At 55.7% G+C, this 19,656-nt stretch carries 15 protein-coding genes and 2 tRNA genes; 14 read left to right on the top strand and 3 right to left on the bottom strand.

The window, feature by feature from the left end; translation table 11 throughout:
- Positions 1-228 precede the first annotated feature (228 nt).
- Complete coding sequence (locus NXF97_RS04345; protein ID WP_022373873.1) at positions 229-3,072, bottom strand: valine--tRNA ligase; 2,844 nt, start codon at positions 3,070-3,072, stop codon at positions 229-231.
- Between the two features lie 246 nt (positions 3,073-3,318).
- Between NXF97_RS04345 and NXF97_RS04340 the strand changes: the two genes are divergently transcribed.
- The 3 genes from NXF97_RS04340 (at position 3,319) to NXF97_RS04330 (ending at position 4,783) form a co-directional block, all read left to right on the top strand.
- Positions 3,319-3,394: transfer RNA gene (locus NXF97_RS04340), tRNA-Ala, on the top strand.
- Positions 3,395-3,516: 122 nt separating this feature from the next.
- The gene (locus NXF97_RS04335) at positions 3,517-3,999 is read left to right on the top strand and encodes a DUF6978 family protein (RefSeq protein WP_022373872.1); all 483 of its coding nucleotides are present in this window, start codon (positions 3,517-3,519) and stop codon (positions 3,997-3,999) included.
- A gap of 4 nt (positions 4,000-4,003) precedes the next feature.
- Positions 4,004-4,783: a DUF1829 domain-containing protein gene (locus tag NXF97_RS04330; RefSeq protein ID WP_274956575.1), complete on the top strand. Its 780-nt coding sequence runs from the start codon at positions 4,004-4,006 to the stop codon at positions 4,781-4,783.
- A 247-nt stretch (positions 4,784-5,030) separates the two neighbouring features.
- On the opposite strand, the gene NXF97_RS04325 is transcribed toward NXF97_RS04330, so the two are convergent.
- Positions 5,031-5,107, bottom strand: a tRNA-Arg gene (locus tag NXF97_RS04325).
- A gap of 268 nt (positions 5,108-5,375) precedes the next feature.
- Between NXF97_RS04325 and istA the strand changes: the two genes are divergently transcribed.
- Positions 5,376-6,953: an IS21 family transposase gene (istA, locus tag NXF97_RS04320; RefSeq protein ID WP_274955416.1), complete on the top strand. Its 1,578-nt coding sequence runs from the start codon at positions 5,376-5,378 to the stop codon at positions 6,951-6,953.
- Positions 6,954-6,962: 9 nt separating this feature from the next.
- Positions 6,963-7,733 carry an ATP-binding protein gene (locus tag NXF97_RS04315; protein ID WP_274955417.1) on the top strand — a complete coding sequence of 257 codons (771 nt, stop codon included), beginning with the start codon at positions 6,963-6,965 and terminating at the stop codon, positions 7,731-7,733.
- A gap of 266 nt (positions 7,734-7,999) precedes the next feature.
- On the opposite strand, the gene gltX is transcribed toward NXF97_RS04315, so the two are convergent.
- Positions 8,000-9,403 carry a glutamate--tRNA ligase gene (gene gltX / locus NXF97_RS04310; RefSeq protein ID WP_022373870.1) on the bottom strand — a complete coding sequence of 468 codons (1,404 nt, stop codon included), beginning with the start codon at positions 9,401-9,403 and terminating at the stop codon, positions 8,000-8,002.
- A 151-nt stretch (positions 9,404-9,554) separates the two neighbouring features.
- Here gltX and miaB point away from each other — a divergent pair, with 151 nt between their 5' ends.
- From miaB to NXF97_RS04265, 9 genes are all read left to right on the top strand, one after another.
- Complete coding sequence (gene miaB, locus NXF97_RS04305; protein ID WP_022373869.1) at positions 9,555-10,880, top strand: tRNA (N6-isopentenyl adenosine(37)-C2)-methylthiotransferase MiaB; 1,326 nt, start codon at positions 9,555-9,557, stop codon at positions 10,878-10,880.
- Positions 10,881-10,889: 9 nt separating this feature from the next.
- A complete protein-coding gene (locus NXF97_RS04300) occupies positions 10,890-11,891 on the top strand; it encodes a PhoH family protein (protein WP_022373868.1) in 1,002 nt (333 codons plus the stop codon).
- Entirely contained in the window at positions 11,891-12,364 is a 474-nt protein-coding gene (gene ybeY / locus NXF97_RS04295) for an rRNA maturation RNase YbeY (protein ID WP_022373867.1), read from the top strand. The genes NXF97_RS04300 and ybeY overlap by 1 nt, the downstream gene beginning before the upstream one ends.
- Positions 12,365-12,446: 82 nt before the next feature.
- Positions 12,447-13,334: an HlyC/CorC family transporter gene (locus NXF97_RS04290; protein WP_274956574.1), complete on the top strand. Its 888-nt coding sequence runs from the start codon at positions 12,447-12,449 to the stop codon at positions 13,332-13,334.
- Positions 13,334-14,890 (top strand): apolipoprotein N-acyltransferase, encoded by a 1,557-nt coding sequence (gene lnt / locus NXF97_RS04285; RefSeq protein WP_274956573.1) that lies wholly within the window; start codon positions 13,334-13,336, stop codon positions 14,888-14,890. The genes NXF97_RS04290 and lnt overlap by 1 nt, the downstream gene beginning before the upstream one ends.
- A 153-nt stretch (positions 14,891-15,043) precedes the next feature.
- Entirely contained in the window at positions 15,044-15,955 is a 912-nt protein-coding gene (gene glyQ, locus NXF97_RS04280; protein WP_022373864.1) for a glycine--tRNA ligase subunit alpha, read from the top strand.
- A 44-nt stretch (positions 15,956-15,999) separates the two neighbouring features.
- Positions 16,000-18,093, top strand: coding sequence for a glycine--tRNA ligase subunit beta (glyS, locus tag NXF97_RS04275; RefSeq protein WP_274956572.1), 2,094 nt, complete (start codon positions 16,000-16,002; stop codon positions 18,091-18,093).
- Positions 18,094-18,106: 13 nt separating this feature from the next.
- Positions 18,107-18,871 carry a lysophospholipid acyltransferase family protein gene (locus NXF97_RS04270; RefSeq protein WP_022373862.1) on the top strand — a complete coding sequence of 255 codons (765 nt, stop codon included), beginning with the start codon at positions 18,107-18,109 and terminating at the stop codon, positions 18,869-18,871.
- Positions 18,868-19,605 (top strand): M48 family metallopeptidase, encoded by a 738-nt coding sequence (locus NXF97_RS04265; protein WP_274956571.1) that lies wholly within the window; start codon positions 18,868-18,870, stop codon positions 19,603-19,605. The genes NXF97_RS04270 and NXF97_RS04265 overlap by 4 nt, the downstream gene beginning before the upstream one ends.
- The last annotated feature ends 51 nt before the right edge of the window (positions 19,606-19,656 follow it).

Below are 19,656 nucleotides of genomic sequence, written 5' to 3'. Positions count from 1 at the left end.
TGCGTATGGTACCAATTTTTTAAAATAAAAACAGCCGCGATTCCTCCCGCGTCTGAAGACGCGGGTTTCCTCGCGGAATTTCTATGAACTGGAAGCGCTTGCTCAGCCTGAAAGCTGGGGCGACGTCTGTAAAGGCTGTCGAGAAGAAGAAACGGCGCTTGCCGCATAAAAAGAAAAAGGCCGGAATGCTGTTGGAACATCCCGGCCTTTTTTTAGGGAAACCCTGCTTTAGGCTTTGGGCAGACGTGCAAGCTGCGCCTTCACCTTTTCAAGGGTGGCGGCGAAGTCAGCCTGACGCTTCTTTTCCTGGTCAACAACCGCCGCGGGCGCGCGCTCCACGAAGGAGGCGTTGGAAAGTTTGGCCTCACACTTCTTGAGCTCATTTTCAAGGCGTGCGACTTCCTTGGTGAGACGTTCGCGTTCGGCGTCAATGTCGATTTCAACCTTGAGCATGAGCTTAAAGTCGCCGACGATCGCGACCGGCGCAACGGCACCTTCGTTAATCGCATTGATGTCTTCGACATGTTCAACGCCTGCAAGGCGTGCAAGCGCCGAAAGGTACCCGGCAAAAGCCTTCACCGTGGCGTCGCACCCTTCAACGGCAAGCGGAACCCGCACGGAGGGAGACAGCTGCATTTCGCCTCTGAGGTTACGCACAGCATCGATCATCTGCTTCATCAGGCCCATTTTTTCATCGGCCGAAGCGTCGAGCGCCTTTTCATCGAACTCGGGGTAGCGGGCAATCATGATGCTCGTTTCTTCGTCCGGGCGGCGTGTTGCGGCCGCAAGGCTCACCTTCTGCCAGAGCTCTTCGGTGATGAAGGGGATGATGGGGTGCGCCAGGCGCAGTGTTGCTTCAAGCACCGTAGCAAGCGTGTGGCGCGTGGCGCGCTGCACGGCTTCATCGGCGTCAGAAAGCTGCACTTTCGCAAGTTCCAGGTACCAGTCGCAGAACTCGTTCCAGACAAAGCTGTAGATGGCGTTGGCGGCATTGTCGAGACGGTAGTCGGCAAAGGCGTCCTTCACGGCCTTCACGGTGCGCTCAAATTCGGAGATGATCCACTTGTCAACGAAGGAGAAGCTCATGGGCTTGCTGGCGTTTTCACCGGTGCCGCAGTCCTTGCCTTCGATATTCATGAGCGTAAAGCGTGTGGCGTTCCAGAGCTTGTTGCAGAAGTTGCGGTAGCCCTCGCAGCGCTTGATGTCAAAGTTCACGTTGCGGCCGAGCGTGGCGTAGGCAGCCATCGTAAAGCGCAGGGCATCGGCGCCGAACGAGGGAATGCCGTCCGGGTAGCGCTTTCTGAGGCGCTTTTCAACCTGCGGGGCTTTTTCGGGCTGACGCAGACCGCGGGTGTTCTTCTTTACGAGCGACTCAAGGTCAATGCCGGAAATAAGATCGAGCGGATCGAGCGTGTTGCCTTCGCTCTTACTCATCTTCTTGCCTTCGGCATCACGCACGAGACCGTGGATGTAGACGTTCTTAAAGGGAGCGCGGCCCGTGAAGTGTTTGGTCATCATGACCATGCGCGCAACCCAGAAGAAGATGATGTCGTAACCGGTAACGAGAACCGTCGAGGGGAGGTAGAGGTCGTAAGCGGCCTTGTCTTCGCCCCGGGGTTCAGGCCAGCCCAATGTGGAGAAGGGCACCATGGCGGAACTGAACCACGTGTCAAGGACGTCCTCGTCACGGGTGAGCTTGACGCCTTCTCCGGCCTGAGCCTGAGCTTCTTCTTCGTTTTCAGCAACGTAGACGTTGCCCTTTTCGTCGTACCAGGCCGGAATCTGATGGCCCCACCAGAGCTGACGGCTGATGCACCAGTCCTGAATGTTTTCGAGCCACTGGCGGTAAACGCCCTGCCATTCCTTCGGGAAGATGTTCACTTCCCCCGAGGTGACGGCTTCAAGGCCCACTTCTCCGATGGACTTGCCCGGGAAGAGACTGCCTTCGGGGGCGGGTTTGCTCATCGCCATGTACCACTGCTCGGAGAGCATGGGTTCGACCACCTCACCGGTACGCGTCACACGCGGCACCATGTGCTTGATGTCCTTGATGCCCACCAGCAGGCCCTGCGCCTTTAAGTCTTCGACGCAGGCCTTGCGGCAGGCGTAACGGTCCATGCCGCGGTACTTTTCCGGGCAGTTGTCGTTCATCGTCGCCGTCTTGGTGAGGATGTTGAGCATCTCAAGGTTGTGGCGCTTGCCGACTTCAAAGTCGTTGAAGTCGTGCGCAGGCGTGATCTTCACGCAGCCGGAACCGAATTCACGGTCGACGTATTCGTCGGCAATCACCGGAATCAGGCGGTCGGTGAGCGGAAGCTTGAGCATCTTTCCGACAAGGTGCTTGTAGCGCTCGTCTTCGGGGTGAACGGCAACGGCCTGGTCACCGAAAAGCGTTTCAGGACGGGTCGTTGCAACGATGACGCCTTCTCCGCCGTCAGCGGCCGGATAGCGGATCTCCCAAAGGTGGCCCGGAGCTTCCTCGCTTTCGACTTCAAGGTCGCTCACCGCACTCTGCAGCTTCGGATCCCAGTTCACGAGGCGCTTGCCGCGGTAGATGAGACCTTCACGGTAAAGCTGAACGAAGGTCTTTTTGACGACTTTGCTTAACTTGTCGTCCATCGTGAAGTAAAGGCGCGACCAGTCAAGGCTGTCGCCTAAGCGCCGCATCTGATTGAGAATCGTGCCGCCGGAATACTTCTGCCACTCCCAGATTTTGCTGATAAAGGCTTCGCGGCCGATCGCGCGGCGGTCTGTGCCTTCTTCCTGCAGCTGGCGTTCCACCACGATCTGCGTGGCGATGCCGGCGTGGTCGGTGCCGGGCAGCCAAAGCGTGTTGTAGCCCTGCATGCGGTAGTAACGCGTCAGAGAATCCATCACGGTCTGGTTGAAGGCATGGCCCATGTGCAGGATGCCCGTAATGTTGGGCGGGGGCAGCTGAATGGCAAACCCGGGCTTGGCGGGGTCGCTGCCGGCCTTGAAGTAGCCGCGGCTTTCCCAGACGGGGTACCAGCGCGCTTCAATGTCGGCCGGCTCAAAGCTTTTGGCGAGTTCGTTGGAGGTGGTCTGACTCATGATGAACTTTCAAAAAACAATAGGTACGGGCGGGACAAAAACGCGTTCCGTCCGGCTGAAAATCTGTAGGACCCGTAATTTTCGCACGATTTAACGGATGCGAGAAGAGCAGCGCTTGCAGGAAAAAGTCGTTGTTTGCTTGGAGCCAGGTTATGAGCTTTTCAGAAAAAATTTGATTTTTTCTTTCGACTTAGGCAGAATGCACCGCCTACGAAGAGACATTGGTCTTTCTCGTGAGAAAAATTTGGGGGTGTAGCTCAGCTGGGAGAGCGCTGCGTTCGCAATGCAGAGGTCAGGAGTTCGATCCTCCTCATCTCCACCAAATAAAAAGTTTTCAGATGATGTAAGCTCGCATAAAAGGCGGGCTTTTTTCATATCTGCGCTGAAATTTCTCGTCCTTTTTTCTCAGCTCTCAGATGGAGCCGATCTTGGAAGTATGGTTCAATGATTGGCGACACGGCTTTTGATTCAAAAGAAAAAATGACTGAACAGGCACTGACGAAAGAGGAAGCACAGGCTTTGCTGAAGATGGAAAAGGTTCCCCAGCCGGGGATTAAACCTGAGCCTTTTCCAGGGCTGGGCGGCCGGATAAAAGTTCCATTGCAAGCAATGAATGGTCGGGAAAAGTTTCTTTTCGATATCACAACTAAGCGTATAGCCTTGACAACCTCGTATCAGACCCGGGCCAGACAGGTCTATGTTCTTGCCAGATTAGATTTCAATGCTCCGCATACGAATCCTGACGGAACAAAGATCGGAGTGCCCCATCTGCATCTTTACTCGGAAAAATATGGGGATAAGGTGGCATACCCAGTGCCGGAGGGCTTGTTGAGCAATCCTGCTTCTAAATCCGCAGTTCTTGAGGATTTCATGAGGTTCTGCAATATCAAAAGTTGTGTGATTGAAATTGATCTGTTTGGGCAGTAATGAAATGACTACTATCGAACAAGTTCAGGCCATGACGGATGAGTACTTTCGGTGGCTGAGGCAGGAAACCACATTTAAATCGGTAGCGGCAGGAGAATGGGTTGAAATTACGACGCCAATGCTTGACAGACATAACGACCATATTCAGATTTATGTCAGGCATGATGAGCGAGGATGGTATTTGACCGACGACTCTTTTACGCTGGATGATTTGGCTATGTCGGGTTGTGAGGTCAACTCTTCCCGCAGAAAGTTTCTTCTTGATCAGGTTTTAAATGGGTTCGGTGTCTCGCTTGACGAGAACAACGCTATTTATGCCAGGGCTTCAGATCAGGATTTTGCCCGTCAGAAGCATTTCCTGCTTCAGGCGATCCTGGCGGTTAATGATTTGTTTTATTTGTCCAAGCCGAATATTGAAAGATTTTTCTTCGAAGATGTTGCTGATTGGCTTGACAATAACGACATACGAAACTCAAGAAGAATCATTGTAATGGGCAAAAGCCATTATTCGCATCAATTTGATTTCATTATCCCTAAGAGTAAGCAGGCCGGGGAAAGATTTATCAAACTTCTGAATAATCCCACACAATCAAATATCAAGAGTGCCCTTTTTTCATGGATCGATACGAAAGAAAATCGAGAACAAAATTCGAGCGCTTTTGTGATTGTGAATGATGAGAACATCAAGGCACTTGAAGAGGAGAAAAGTGCACTCGAGTCATATGGGCTTCAGATGTTCGAGTGGTCAAAAAAAGAAAATTTTGTCCAAAACTTAGCTGCTTAAAGCTGACAAAGTTTGGCGCGCCTCTGTCCCCCGTCCTGAGGAAAAATGATTGAGGCGGGAGCGGTATTTGTCAAGACAAATACCGCAACCGAGGGATTGCTGCCAAAACGTCCGCTCATTGTAGGACGGGAAAAGACAAAGCAGGAAGCGGCAGTCGGCAATTGCGCCGATAGATGCCGGAGCAACGCCGGGCGCGGATAACAAAAAACCGTGAGGCATTGCTGCTTCACGGTTTTTAATGAATTTCTGGTGCGCCGGGTAGGATTCGAACCCGCGACCCCCTGGTTCGTAGCCAGGTACTCTATCCAACTGAGCTACCGGCGCACACTTTTTTCTGCCCTCTCAAGCAGAGACCGGCATTTTACAGAAACACTTTTAAAAGTGCAACTGCCGTGGCTTTTCTTATTTATTGGCACGGCGCTTCTCAAACACTGGGACGGGGGTTTCTTAAAGATTGGGACAGAAGCCTAAATTTTTGATTCTTATCTACTGGGACACTGATTCTTAACCATTGGGACACAGGTACACACCTTCCGTCCGCTAATGATTGACGCTAAACAAAAAGTGCTCTTGTTAACCTACAGGAGGCTTTATGCAAAAGCATCAAACTGAGCACATCAGGGCTGTCTTGCAGGCCCTTGATGAAAACATGTCCTATCGTGAGATTGAAGCATGGCTTCATATCTCCAAAACCGCAGCAGGCCGCATCAGGACGGCGGCAGTCAATTCCGGTTTGTCTACTCAAGAACTTTGCGGGCTGGATGATGAAGACCTTCAAAAGATCTTCTATCCGCCGACAGGCAAAGTACGTGTTGATCCGGACTGGGAACAGGTTCACAGCCTTCTCAAACGAAAAAAAGTCACACTTCAAATGCTTTTCGCTGAGTACGAAAAGCAGGCTGAAGGGGAAACCTACACTTACGCGTCATATTGCAGACGCTACAACGAGTGGAAGCAGGCCAACGGCATTTTCCGTATCGAAGGCAACACACAACGCTTGCCCGGCGAGAGAATGGAAATCGACTTTGTCGGTGATGACATTCCCTGGGTTGACTCCTATGGAGAGATCCACAAATCGAGGCTCTTTGTAGCGACATTGCCATTCAGTTGTTTGATTTTCTGCAAGGCTTACCAGGATGAAACACAAGCCAGTTGGCTCGACGGCGTCATCTCAGCCTTGGAATACTTCGGAGGCTCTCCCCAGGTCCTGGTCATGGACAATGCCCGAGCCCTGGTTCAAAGAGCTCACTGGCATGAGCCTGACATCCAGCCGGCAGTGCGCTCAGTCTGCGCTTACTACTCAATGCAACCATGGGCTTGCCGGCCGGCAAGCCCCAAACAGAAGAATCGGGTAGAAGCCGCTGCCGGGGATGTTGAGCGATGGATCATCGCTCAACTGACTCTGCACCAGCCGCATATTCTGGCTCCGGATATCGATACGCTTAACAGCCTGATTCGCAGGCGCATTGATGAAATCAATGCCCAGCCGTTCAGATCCAAAGGCTCAACCGGATCACGCCTCCAGAAATATGAGGAAGAAGAACGATCCTGTATGCGGGCTCTGCCGCCGTTGCGCTACGAACTGGGGCAATGGCGCTTGCTCGTTGCTGACAAGGCACACTGCATTCGTATCTCTTCTGATGCCGGGCACCGCTACAGCGTTCCTGCCGCCTATGCGCATAAAAAAGTTGCTGTGCGCATCTGCAGTAACACTGTCGAGATTTACGATCCGGACAGCAATCAAATGCTGGGGCGGCACATTCGCTGCACGAATCAGCACGGTGAGAAAACACACATTCTTGAAGAACACCTGACTGCGGCAGAAAAGAGTTATCGAAAGACTCCGGCTGACTGGATAAAGATTTTCATCCAAAAAGGATTATCCGAAGCCTTGGCAGATCGGCTTGTCTCTGTGCTGCAGGACAAACAGGGCAAATTTCCCGGCAGCCGCACTTGTTGCGCACTTCTGAGGCTTACCAAAACCTACACGCCGGCCATTCTGCGCAAAGCCGTAGCGCAAGCTCTGGAAGACGATGTCGTGAGCTACCGCTACATAAAGCTGCTCAGTGAAAAGTACAGCGTTGCTGCGGCTACTAACCGCAGTCTCTTTGTCAAAGAAGCAGAGCCGGTTGACATCCGGCACGAAAACATCCGCAATAACTATGAATAAGGAACAGAGATGACTACGTCATTTATTGATTTGAAGCCGCTGTTTAAGCGGTTGCGCATGAGCAGTGTCTGTGAGCATGCCTGGGAACTGGACAAGGATCCCGCAACAGCCGCCCTGACACACGCTCAATGGATCGAAACCCTCTTGAGAGCTGAAATCGTCCGCCGTGAAGATAAAGCGCTCAAGCGTCGCATTCAGGATGCCCAAATTCGCTACGTCGATGCCTGCTTCAGTGACGTTGACTATGACCCCGTCAGGTGTCTGGATAAGGCATTCATTGCCCAGCTGGCCAGTTGTGACTGGATCCGGCACCACCAAAACCTCATCATCACCGGGAAAACCGGCTGCGGTAAGACATGGATGGCATCAGCCGTGACAAGGGCGGCTTGTTTAGCTGGTTTCACTGCCAGAACTTACCGACTTGCTCACCTGCTGGCTGCAATTAAGGCCGGAGAAACTGCTCTTTTGGAATACAGGAAGCTCAGTAAAGAGTTGGAACAAGTAGACCTCTTGGTTCTTGACGATTGGGGAATCGGAACCGCTGACCGATCAGCTCTGGCCGGCCTGTATGACATCATAGACAAAAGGTGTCACTGTAAAAGCACGCTGGTTGTCAGTGTGCTGCCGGTAAGGCATTGGGCTGAATTTCTTAACGATGCGACACTGGCCGATTCAATTTTGGACCGACTCGTTAAATCCAGCCATAGACTGGAAATGGACGGTCCTTCCATGAGAGATAAAGCACAGTACGGAGCAATTCCAAGAATTAAACGCGACTGATTGAACCGATAACACGACTTTCCCACCGCTCTCCCGGCCTACGGCCCACTTAGTAGGGTGAGCGGCCGGGAGAGCCGTGGAAAAGTCTGCGCTGTCCGTACGCCGTCGTCCTGCGTTCCTCCAATAAAAAAGCGCCGAAGCTTAACTCGCTCGGCGCCGTAACGGACTGTCCCAATGTTTGAGAAAGGGGGGGTCCCAATGTTCGATATACACCGTCCCAATGTGTGTGAAATTCCATGCCGTGCCGGTGAGCCGAAATTCAGGTCTTACGCTGCCATCGCCAGACCGCTGTCGATGCGGGCAAGCACTTCGTCTTTGCCGAAAAGTTCCAGGGTCTTGTCAATCTGCGGCGTACGGTCAACGTTGCAGACCAAAACTCTGAGCGGTGTGGCAATCGGGCCCATCTTGATGTTGAGCTTTTCCATGACGGCCTTGATGGCACCGTAAATGGAGGGCGCATCAAACGTTGCAAGCTTGGCAGCTTCTTCACGGAAGGCAAGGAGCGCTTCCTTGTTGCCGTCAGCCAAAGCGGCCTTTACCGCTTCCGGATCACGCTCGAGGGGCTTATAGAAGAAGAGGGCGGCATCGGCCAGCGCTTCAAGCGTGGCGGCACGGGTCTTTAAAAGGCCGCAGACGCCCGCAAGCGACGGGCCGCCTTCAACCTTGCCGCCGCGCTTTTCAATGCGCGCACGGGTGAGGTCTGCAAGACGCTTGTCATCGGCTTCCTTCATGTACTGGGCATTGAGCCACTCGAACTTCTTAAAGTCGATGCGGGCTGCGGCACGCGAGCAGTCGGAAAGGTCAAAGACCTTGGCCAGCTCTTCGCGCGAGAACTTTTCCATGTTGCCGTGGCCCCAGCCGAGGCGGGCGAGGTAATTGAAGACGGCTTCGGGCAGAAACCCGCGGGCTTCGTATTCCATCACCGACACCGAACCGTGGCGCTTGGAAAGCTTCTGTCCGTCAGGCCCGTTGATAAGCGGCAGGTGCGCAAAAATCGGAATCTCGGCGCCGAGGGCCTTATACAGATTAATCTGACGCGGCGTGTTGTTGATGTGGTCGGCACCGCGGATCACGTGGCTGACCTTCATGTCCCAGTCATCCACCACCACGGCAAAGTTGTAGGTGGGAATGCCGTCACGCATGATGATGAGGTCATCGAGTTCCTTGTTGGAAATCGTGATCGGGCCGTAAACGGCATCATCCCAGGACACGTCGCCGTCATCGGGATTGCGGAAACGGATCACGGGCTTGACGCCTTCGGGAATCGGGCGGCCGACGCAGTTTTCAGGACGCCAGCGGCCGTCGTAGCGGGGCTTAAGCCCCTTGGCACGCTGCTCTTCGCGCATTTGATCGAGCTCTTCGGGGGTGGCGTAGCACTTGTAGGCGCGGCCGTCGGCGAGCATCTGATCAACGATTTCGCGGTAGCGGTCCAGACGATCCATCTGATAGATGGGGCCCTCGTCGTAGTCGAGGTTGAGCCACTTCATCGAATCGAGAATGACCTGCGTTGCCTCATCGGTGGAGCGCTTCTGATCAGTGTCTTCGATGCGCAGCAGGAACTTGCCGCCCAGGTGCCGGGCCACAGCCCAGCAGTAAATGGCGGTACGGGCAGTCCCCAGGTGCATCATGCCGGTGGGCGAGGGAGCAATACGGGTACGGATTTCTTTCATCACAATTCTCTAAGTAATCCTGAACGCAGGTGAGGCGCCTTTATTTTTTCGATCGGTGCCGTCAGACTGAGATTTCAACAGAATTCAGCATTTTAGCGCTTACGGGTAAAATATCGGCCTTCAAAAATTTTTCCGCCGACGGATGTAAACCGTGACCGCAAAAAAACTCTATCTGCGCAGCTTCGGCTGCCAAATGAATGACTATGACTCCGCCCGTATCGTCGACCTGATGGCCAAAAACGGGTACGAGCGGGTGGCAGCGCCCGAAGAAGCCGATCTCGTTGTGATCGTGACCTGTTCGATTCGTGAAAAGGCTCAGGAAAAGACCTTCTCGGATCTCGGACGCATCCGCGAAATCAAGAAAAAGAATCCGGAGCTTCTCATCGCCGTGGGCGGCTGTGTGGCAAGCCAGGAAGGTGAAAATATCCTGAAGCGCTCCCCCTGGGTGGACGTTGTGTTCGGGCCGCAGACACTGCACCGGCTGCCGAAAATGATTGAAGAGCGCCTGAAAACCGGGCGCCCGCAAGTGGACATCACGTTTCCTGAAATTGAAAAGTTTGATTGTCTGCCTGCGCCCAAGAGCAACGGGCCCGCGGCCTTTGTTTCCATCATGGAAGGCTGCAGCAAGTACTGCTCTTACTGCGTGGTGCCTTATACGCGCGGCGAAGAAATCAGCCGTCCTCTGATGGACGTGCTTGTGGAATGCACGCTTCTTGCCGCACAGGGCGTGAAGGAAATCACGCTTCTCGGGCAAAACGTGAACGCGTACCGCGGGCGCGGCGCCGACGGCTCGATTGTGGACTTTGCGCTGCTTCTGGAATATGTGAGCGAAATCGACGGAATTGAACGCATCCGCTACACCACGAGCCACCCGACGGAATTTTCCGACCGTCTGATTGAAGCCTACGGGCGGCTGCCCAAACTCGCCAACCACGTGCATCTGCCGGTTCAGAGCGGCTCAGACCGGATTCTGGAAGCCATGAAGCGCGGCTATACGCACGACTGGTATCTCAACCGCATTGCCAAACTCATGGCCGTGCGTCCGGGGATTTCCATTGCCACGGACTTCATTGTGGGATTCCCCGGCGAAACCGAGGAAGACTTCAACGAAACGATGCGCCTGATTGATGAGGTGGGCTTTGACGCGAGTTTCTCCTTTGTGTATTCCAAGCGTCCAGGAACGCCCGCGGCAGATCTGCCCGATGACACCCCTTACGAGGTGAAGTTAAAGCGTCTGCAGCATCTGCAGGCCGTCAACGACGCCCGCGCCACGGAAATTTCCAAGGCCATGCTCGGCAACATTGAGCGCTGTCTGGTAACGGGCCCGGCGAAAAAGGGTGAGGGGATGCTTTCGGCGAGAACCGACAACAACCGCGTCGTCACCTTCGAGGGCGGTCCGAGGCTTATCGGCCAGATGGTCAACATTGAAATCACGGATGTCTTCCCGCATACGCTGGGCGGACGTCTTGTCAAGTAAAGAGGCGTCATGCAGGAACTTCAGGAACAGGTTTTTTCTGCGGAACTCACCGCGGCTGAGCTCTCGCGCCTTGTGGGGCCGTTGGACGAGAATCTGCGGCAGATTGAAAACGCCTTCGGCGTGCAGGTGCTGCGCCGCGGGCACAACTTCCGGTTTGCGGGAGTGCAGGCCGCAGGTGCCGCGCAGGTCTTAAGACGCGCCGCGGCGCGCATTCAGGCCGGTGAAGATCTGACGGTTAACGACGTTCAGATGATGATCATCGCCGAGCAGCGGGGCGGAGAAACCGAAGACGATGAGGGCTTTACGCTCAGAACGCGCCGCTCGGGTTTGAGACCGAGAACTCCCAATCAAAAGGCCTATCTCAAAGCATTACTCGAAAGTGATGTGACCTTCGGTATCGGCCCGGCCGGAACCGGTAAGACGTACCTGGCGGTTGCGGCTGCCGTGGACGCGTTTGAGCGCGATGCCGTGGAGCGCATTGTTCTGACGCGCCCTGCGATTGAAGCCGGTGAGCGCCTCGGGTTTCTCCCGGGAGACCTCACGCAGAAGGTCGATCCCTATTTAAGACCGCTTTACGACGCGCTTTTTGATCTCTTCGGATTTGAAAAGACGCAGCGCCTCATTGAAAAACAGGTGATTGAAATTGCGCCTTTGGCGTATATGCGCGGCAGAACGCTCAATAACGCGTTTGTGATTCTTGATGAAGCCCAGAACACGACCGTCGAGCAGATGAAGATGTTTTTGACGCGTATCGGTTTTGGTACGCGTGCCGTCATCACCGGGGACGTCACGCAGGTGGACCTGCCGCGCGGCGTGAGAAGCGGGCTTGCGCATGCCTCGCGGGTTCTTGAGAATGTCCGCGGCATTGCCATGGTGCATTTTTCGGCGGCTGACGTTGTGCGCCATCCTCTCGTGGGCGCGATTGTGCGCGCCTATGACGCCTACGAAGCCCGTGAAAAGGAAGAGGAAAAGGCGCGGCGCGCTCAGTTAAAAGCGGAGGCGGAAAACTGATGGCAAGAGCAAAAAAGGCCGGAAAGGCCGTGGACGTCACTTTTGAGCGCACGGACGGCGCCAAAAAGCGCCTTCCGACACGCGCCGAGATGCGCGGCTGGATGCAGGCCGCAAGCTTCGTGCCTTTTGCCGGGTCGGTGCGCTTTGTGGGGCCAGAAGAAGGGCGGCTTCTCAATAAAACCTACCGCGGCAAGGACTACACCACAAACGTACTGACCTTTGACTATGCGCACAGCCCGACGGCCGAAGCCGATATTGTGATCGCCACGGACGTCATTGAACGGGAAGCGCGCGAGCAGAAAAAAAGTTTCCGCGAGCATCTGGCGCACATGCTCATTCACTCCGTGCTTCACGCACAGGGCTGGGATCATGAAACCGATGAAGAGGCCGAGGCGATGGAAGCGCTTGAAACCAAGATTCTGTCAGGCCTCGGGTTTGCCGATCCCTACAGTGATCCGGCCCGCGGCCACTAAAAGCGGACGCTCTTTGCTATGCTCAACATATGACGGCGTAAAAACGCCGTGAAATCAGTTATTACCATCAAGAAAAAGTTGTATGCCCGACGAGCAACCACAAAAACAGACGAAAAAAAGCAAACGCGGATTTTTCAAACTGTTCCGCAGCCGTTTCGAGGACGGACCGCAGACGCGCGAGGAAATCGTGGCGCTTTTGCGTAGCTCTCTGAGAAAAGGACTTCTTGACGCCGATGCACTTGCGATGATGGAAGGGGCGCTGCACGTCTCCGAACTCAGAGCCTCCGACCTGATGGTGCAGCGCGCTCAGATTGAGGCCGTTGATCTTTCCGAGAAGAAGGAAAACTGGCTGCCCAAACTCATTGCCCGCGGACACTCACGCTTTCCGGTTGTCGACGGTGACCTCGACACCGTCAAAGGCATCATGCATGCCAAGGACCTTTTAAGGCTCCTACTGGATCCGGACTACGACCTCGCGAGCCATCTGCGTCCGGCCCGCTTTATTCCGGAGACGCTTCCCATCAATATTTTGCTCAGGGATTTCCGCGACAGCCGCAATCACCTGGCTTTGGTGATCGATGAGTTCGGTTCCGTCTCAGGGCTGATCACGATTGAAGACGTGATCGAGCAGGTCGTGGGGCAGATTAACGATGAATTTGACTCCGTGAGTTCCGACGTCGACAACATCGCGGTTGTGGATGCCGAGCACTGGCGCATTAAGGCGGGGACCCATCTGGAACAGTTCAACGCTTATTTCCAGTGCAACCTGCAGGATGACTACTGTGAGACGGTGGGCGGGCTTATCACCGACCGCTTTGAGCATGTGCCTCACAGAGGGGAAGTGATCGAAATTGAAGGGTTCCGCTTCCGTGTCTTAAAGGGCGATGAGCGTCAGGCCGCACTCTTTCTTGCGGAAAAAGTGGTGGCCGCGGAGAAGGCTGAAGCCAAGAGCCGGGAAGGTAACAGCTGATGGAGGCTTTAAAAGCCGGCGGGAAATTTTCTGCGGCAGCGCCGTTTGTGCGTGCCGCAGCCTGCGCTTTGTCGGGCGCTGTTGCGGTTTTGGGGTTTGCCCCCTTTAACTGGTGGCTTCCGACGCTGGTTGCCTTTGCGGCGCTTTTTTTCTGTATTGAAAAATCGGCCGGTGTTAAAGAGGCTTTTCTGGACGGCTGGCTCTGGGGGCTTGCATTTTTCACGCTGGGGTTAAGCTGGACGCACCGTTCGATGGCCGTTTTCGGCGGATTCGGCGATGTTTTGGCCGCGGCAGGCGTCTTTCTGATGGCCGCGGTTCTCGCGCTTACGGCTGCCGTTCCTTGTGCGGCAGCCAGGTTTTTCAAGGCACCGCAGGGGTTACGAAGTCTTTTGTATCTGCCGGTCTGTTGGGTGCTGTCTGAAATTATCCGTACGAATGTCTTCGGATTCGGGTGGCTTACGGCGGGCTATGCGTTTTTACCCACGCCGCTTGCGGGCTGGGCTCCGGCGGGCGGCGTGTTTCTCACGGCGCTGGCGGCACTTTTTGCCGCGGGTCTTGTTGCAGCAGCCACGCTCGGCATGAAGGGGGTTGCCGTCAAAACGGCGGGGGCGCTTTTGGCGGGCGCTGCCGTCGCGGGCGGTTTCGGACTTGAGGGCATCAGTTGGTTCACGCCGGGAAAAACGCTTGATGTGCGGCTTGTGCAGCCCGATCTTCCGATTGTGATGCGGGTAACGGCTTCCGAGCAGACTTCCCGTCTGGAGCGCGTCAAGGCCATGAGTCTTGCAAGTCCCTTAGGCGGCAAACTTGATCTTATTTTGTGGCCTGAGAGCGTTTATGCCGCGCTGTTAAATCGGCTTAAGACCGAAGAAGCGCTTCTGCCGGCTCGCGTTGCCCGCGCGCAGAAAACCACGGTTTTATTCAATGCGTTTGAAGAGCCCGCCCGCGGCGTTTATTTCAACAGCCTCTGGGCGGCAGATGAGGCAGGAAGCGAGGCGCCGGTTTACGCTAAACGCCATTTGGTGCCTTTCGGTGAATATGTGCCCTTCGGATTTCGCTGGTTCGTGGATGCGATGGGCATCCCCATGGCCGATCAGCGGCACGGTCTTGTGCCGGAAGAGGCGCTCAAGGCCTCAGGCATTGTCTACGCGCCGGCGGTTTGCTACGAAAATAACTTCGGCGGTGAACTGCGGGCTTTCTGGCAGAAGCGCGAAGTGCCTCAGCTTATTGTCGTCACGGCAAATCTGGGGTGGTTCGGTGATTGGGCGGCTGCGCAGTTCACGCAGATTTCTGCGATGCGGGCAAGGGAATTCGCCACGCCCCTTCTGCAGGTCGTCAATAACGGCAGCTCTGCGGTGATTGATTTCCGGGGAAGGCTTGAACGCCGGGCGGGGCCGGGCGCACAGAGTCTGGATGCACTGGTGACGGTTTCGCGCGGGAGCGTCACGCCTTATGCCCGGTTCGGGGATCTGCCGCTTGCAGTCCTTCTGACGCTTATCCTCGCGGTCATTGCTTTCTGTCATCTGCGCAGGAAGCACCGGGAAAGCGCTCTCCGTTAGGTGCTTTCTGCGGGCACGGCGGGCAGGCAGAGCCCTTAATCTTGATGGGGTAAAATTCCTCACTTTCCGCCGTCGGTTTTCGTTAATTGCGGCTCACGGTTGTGTTTTGCGCTGCAACTGAGGCGGGTTGTATTCAGGTTCTAGATAGAAAAAATGATTACCTTTCAGGAAGTAATTCTGCGTCTGCAGCAGTATTGGAACAAGCAGGGCTGCGCTCTGCTTCAGCCGATCGACATCGAAGTCGGTGCCGGTACCTCTCATACAGCGACATTTCTGAGAGCGCTCGGACCTGAACCCTGGCGTGCCGCGTATGTGCAGCCGTCGCGCCGTCCCAAGGACGCCCGTTACGGCGAAAACCCCAACCGTCTGCACCAGCACCATCAGTATCAGGTGGTGTTAAAGCCCGCTCCCGTCAATATCGTTGATCTCTATCTGGATTCCCTCAGAGCGCTCGGCATCGATACGGAGGTCAACGACATCCGTTTCGTGGAAGACAACTGGGAAAACCCGACGCTCGGCGCCTGGGGCCTTGGCTGGGAAGTGTGGATGAACGGTATGGAAGTCACGCAGTTTACGTACTTCCAGCAGGTGGGCGGCCTTGAGTGTAAGCCCATCACCGGTGAAATCACCTACGGGCTTGAACGCCTGACGATGTATCTGCAGAACTGCGACAACGTCTTTGACCTGGTCTACACGAACTGGACCGACGGACTGGGCGAAGAGCACACGCTCACCTACGGCGACGTCTTCCATCAGAACGAAGTCGAGCAGAGTCACTACAACTTTGAAGCCAGTGACCCGGAAAAGCTCTTCAAGCAGTTTGATTACTTTGAAGGCGAAGCCAAGCGCCTGATGGAACTCAGGCTCGCGCTGCCGGCCTACGAAATGGTTCTTAAGGCCGGCCACACCTTCAACCTTCTTGACGCCCGCGGTGCCATCAGCGTCACCGAACGAGCCGCCTACATTTCGCGCATCCGCAAATTCAGCCGTGAAGTGGCGCAGAGCTACTACGAATCGCGTGAACGCCTGGGATTCCCCATGCTTAAGAACGCACATCACGCCTAAGGCGAAGACCGGATTAAACACAATTTGCGGATAAAGAATTCAAAATGACCAGTTTGTTAGTTGAACTTCAGACCGAAGAACTGCCCCCGAAGGCTTTAAAGAAACTTTCCGACGCGTTTGCCGAAGGTATTGCCAAGAGCCTCAGGGCCGCGCATTTTCTGACGGACGATTCCGTTGTGCACGCCTACGGTGCCCCGCGCCGCATGGCCGTTCACATCACCAACGTTCTTGAAAAGAGCCCGGACGAGGCCTTCCGTCAGAAGCTTGTGCCGGTGAAGGTCGGTATCGGTGCCGACGGTGAAGCCGCACCGGCCCTGGTGAAGAAAATGGCTGCGCTCGGCATTTCCTGCCCGGTTTCGGAGCTTAAGCGCGTGAGCGACGGCAAGACCGAACAGCTCTACTACGAAGGTGTGCGCGCCGGTCAGAGCCTTACGCACGGCCTGCAGCAGGCCCTCGAAGACAGCGTCAAGGCGCTGCCGATTCCGAAGGTCATGAATTATCAGTTGGCCGATGGTGTGACCACAGTGCAGTTCGTGCGCCCGGTGAAGCATCTCACGGCTCTTTACGGCAGCGACGTTGTCAACGTCACGATGTTCGGCCTTAAGGCAGGCCGCGTCACGATGGGGCACCGCTTTCATACGCATGCGCCGATTGAAATCACGTCGGCCGACAGTTACGCCGCTGAGCTTCTTGAAAGGGGCAAGGTTATTGCCGACTATGCCGAACGCCGTGCGCGCCTTGTGGAAGAACTCGGTAAGGCCGCCAAGCGCGAAGGCGGCACGCTCATTGCCCCTGAGGACCTTATCGATGAGACGAATTCGCTCACCGAATGGCCTGTGATTTACGTCTCTGAATTTGAAGAGAAGTTTTTGGCCGTGCCCGAAGAATGCCTCATTCTGACGATGCAGACCAACCAGAAGTACTTCCCGATGCGCAGTGCCGACGGCAAACTCATGAATAAGTTCGCCCTGGTGTCGCACATTGAAGCCAAGGACGGCGGCAAAGCCATTGTTTCCGGTAACGCCCGTGTGGTGCGTGCACGTCTGGCTGACGCCGAGTTCTTCTACAACCAGGACTGCAAGGAAACGCTCGAAAGCCGCCTGCCCGGTCTGCAGCATGTTGTTTACCACAATAAGCTCGGCTCTCAGGCCGAACGGATGCTGCGCGTGAAGGCGCTTGCCGGCATGATTGCCAAGACAATCGGAGCCGATGTCACGCACGCAGAGCGCGCCGCCATGCTTGCCAAGGCGGATCTGCGCACCCTTATGGTGGGCGAATTCCCCGAGCTTCAGGGCATCATGGGTGAATACTATGCGCGCCACGACGGAGAGCCCGAAGACGTGGCTGTTGCCGTGCGTGAGCACTACGAACCGCGCTTTGCCGGCGACAAACTGCCCGAGAGCAAGGTGGCGCTTGCCGTTGCCCTGGCCGACAAGATGGAAACGCTTTGCGGCATGTTCGGTATCGGCCAGATGCCCACGGGTGAGAAGGATCCTTTCGCGCTGCGCCGTCATGCGCTCGGTGTGCTTAGGATGCTCATTGAAAAAGAACTCACCGTGAGCCTCACGACCCTTGTGAAGTACGGGTTTGAAGTCGAAACCGGTGTGGCAGGCGTTAAGGACGCGTCCGCAGAGCTTCTGAACTTCTTCCACGACCGTCTGCGCGTGATGATGCGCGATGCCGGTTACAGCGCTCAGGAAGTCGATTCTGTGCTGTGCGGCCGCCCGGCCGATCTTGCCGATATTCCGCAGCGTCTTGCCGCCGTGCGCCGCTTCCTGGAACTGCCTGAAGCCGAAAGCCTCACTGCAGCCAATAAGCGTATCGGCAACATTCTCAAAAAGATTGAGGGCGATGTTCCGACCGAAGTGGATCCGGCACTTTTTGCAGAACCGGCTGAAAAGGCGCTTTATGAAGCACTCTGCGACCATGAGCCGGTTGCGCAGGCGCTTTATGAAAAGGGCGAGTTCAGCGCGATGCTTGCCTCGCTTACGCCCTTGAAGACTCCGGTTGATGCGTTCTTTACCGATGTGATGGTCAACGCCGAGGATCTTGCGGTGCGCCGCAACCGTCAGGCGCTTTTAAACCGTCTGTCGACCCTGATGAACCGCGTGGCCGAACTCTCGCGCCTCGCACTCTGACGGAAGTCACGCCATGCGCGCCTTAAGGGGCTGGTGCTTTTACGTCGCCTTTTCGGTGACGCTCGTCCCCATCGCACTGGCCTGCGTCCTTTTGTGGCCGTTTGCAGGCGCGGCATGGCGCTATCAGAGAATCGTCAGACCCTGGTTGGGCCTGGTGATGGGGATGCTGAAGTTTTTCTGCGGCGTCACCTACGAAGTCCGGGGAGCGGAAAACATTCCGCTCACTTCCGGCCGTCCCGTTGTCGTTCTGAGCAAGCACTCTTCGGCTTGGGAAACGCTTTTTCTGCCGTACTACATTGACCACCGCATGGGCTTTGTCTACAAGGAGTCGCTGCACTGGATTCCTTTTCTGGGCTGGGCCTTAAAGTCAATGAACATGATTGCGATCAACCGCAGTAACGGCGCGGGCGCTTATGTGTCTTTCCTTAAAAAGGGCCTTCGGTTTGTGAAAAACGGCTGGTGGGTGACGCTTTTCCCGGAAGGAACGCGCGTCGCCTGGGGTGCCCGCGCGCGCTACAAGACGGGCGGCGCCCGTTTTGCCGTTGCCGCCAAAGCCCTGGTCCTGCCGGTGGCGCACGACGCCGGGCGCCTCTGGCCGCGAAACAGCATCGGTAAGACAAGCGGCACGATTCATGTGACCTTCGGACCGGTCATTGATGCGGGAGCGGCCGATTTTGAGACAGTCAACCGTGAGCTTGAAGACTGGATTGAGGGTGAGATCGCCCGTATGTCCGGGCCTGAGGCCGGTGCCGCACCGGTCAGGAATCAATCCGTATGACAGCCGAAAACCGGCAGATACGGCTGCCGGAAACGAAAAAGGAACCGGCCTTTACGGTTTCCTACACCCTCATGCGGGAAGCCCGCCGCACACTGGCAGCGAAGCTCACCGAAGAAGGACTTGTCGTCAAAAGCCCGCTCAGAATGGCGCTTGCGGACATCGAAGCGTTTCTCATCAAAAACACCTGCTGGATACGTAAGCATCTTGCCGCGCAGAAAGCCCGGCAGGACGTGGCCTCTCTTGCTCAGTTGCGGCACGGCGGGCGCTTTTTCTACCGAGGTCGCATGACCGGACTCATGCTCGGGGCAGAGAGGACCGCACTCATTGAACGCTGCGGGCAGCAGATTCTTTGTTTGTCCGCGGCCCGCGATGCAAGTCCCGCGGCAATCCGCGGGCATCTGTGGGGGTGGCTTGCCGCACAGGCAGCGCGCCTTTTTTCGGGGCGCGTGATGAGCAAAGCCGAAGCGTTCGGGCGAATTCCGTCCGCCGTGAGGCTTTCTGACGCCAAAACCAGCTGGGGAAGCTGTAAAAGCGACGGGACGATCCGGCTTTCCTGGCGGCTCATTGTTTTCCCTGATCCCGTCATTGACTACGTGATCTGTCATGAGCTTGCGCATCTGGCGCAGATGAATCATTCGGCGCGTTTTTGGACTGTGGTGGAGAGCTTAGACCCCGACTACAGAGCGCATGAGGCCTTTCTCAAGCAGTTCAACATCAGAATGTTTCCGCTATAGAGCGTCAGCAATAACGGCTCATTCGGGTTTTAACCGTAGGTGTGCTTTTGG

This window comes from Duodenibacillus massiliensis, assembly GCF_928721995.1.
In the GTDB taxonomy this organism is placed as follows: Bacteria; Pseudomonadota; Gammaproteobacteria; order Burkholderiales; family Burkholderiaceae_F; genus Duodenibacillus; species Duodenibacillus massiliensis.
This window is presented reverse-complemented; position numbering and strand designations above follow the sequence as displayed.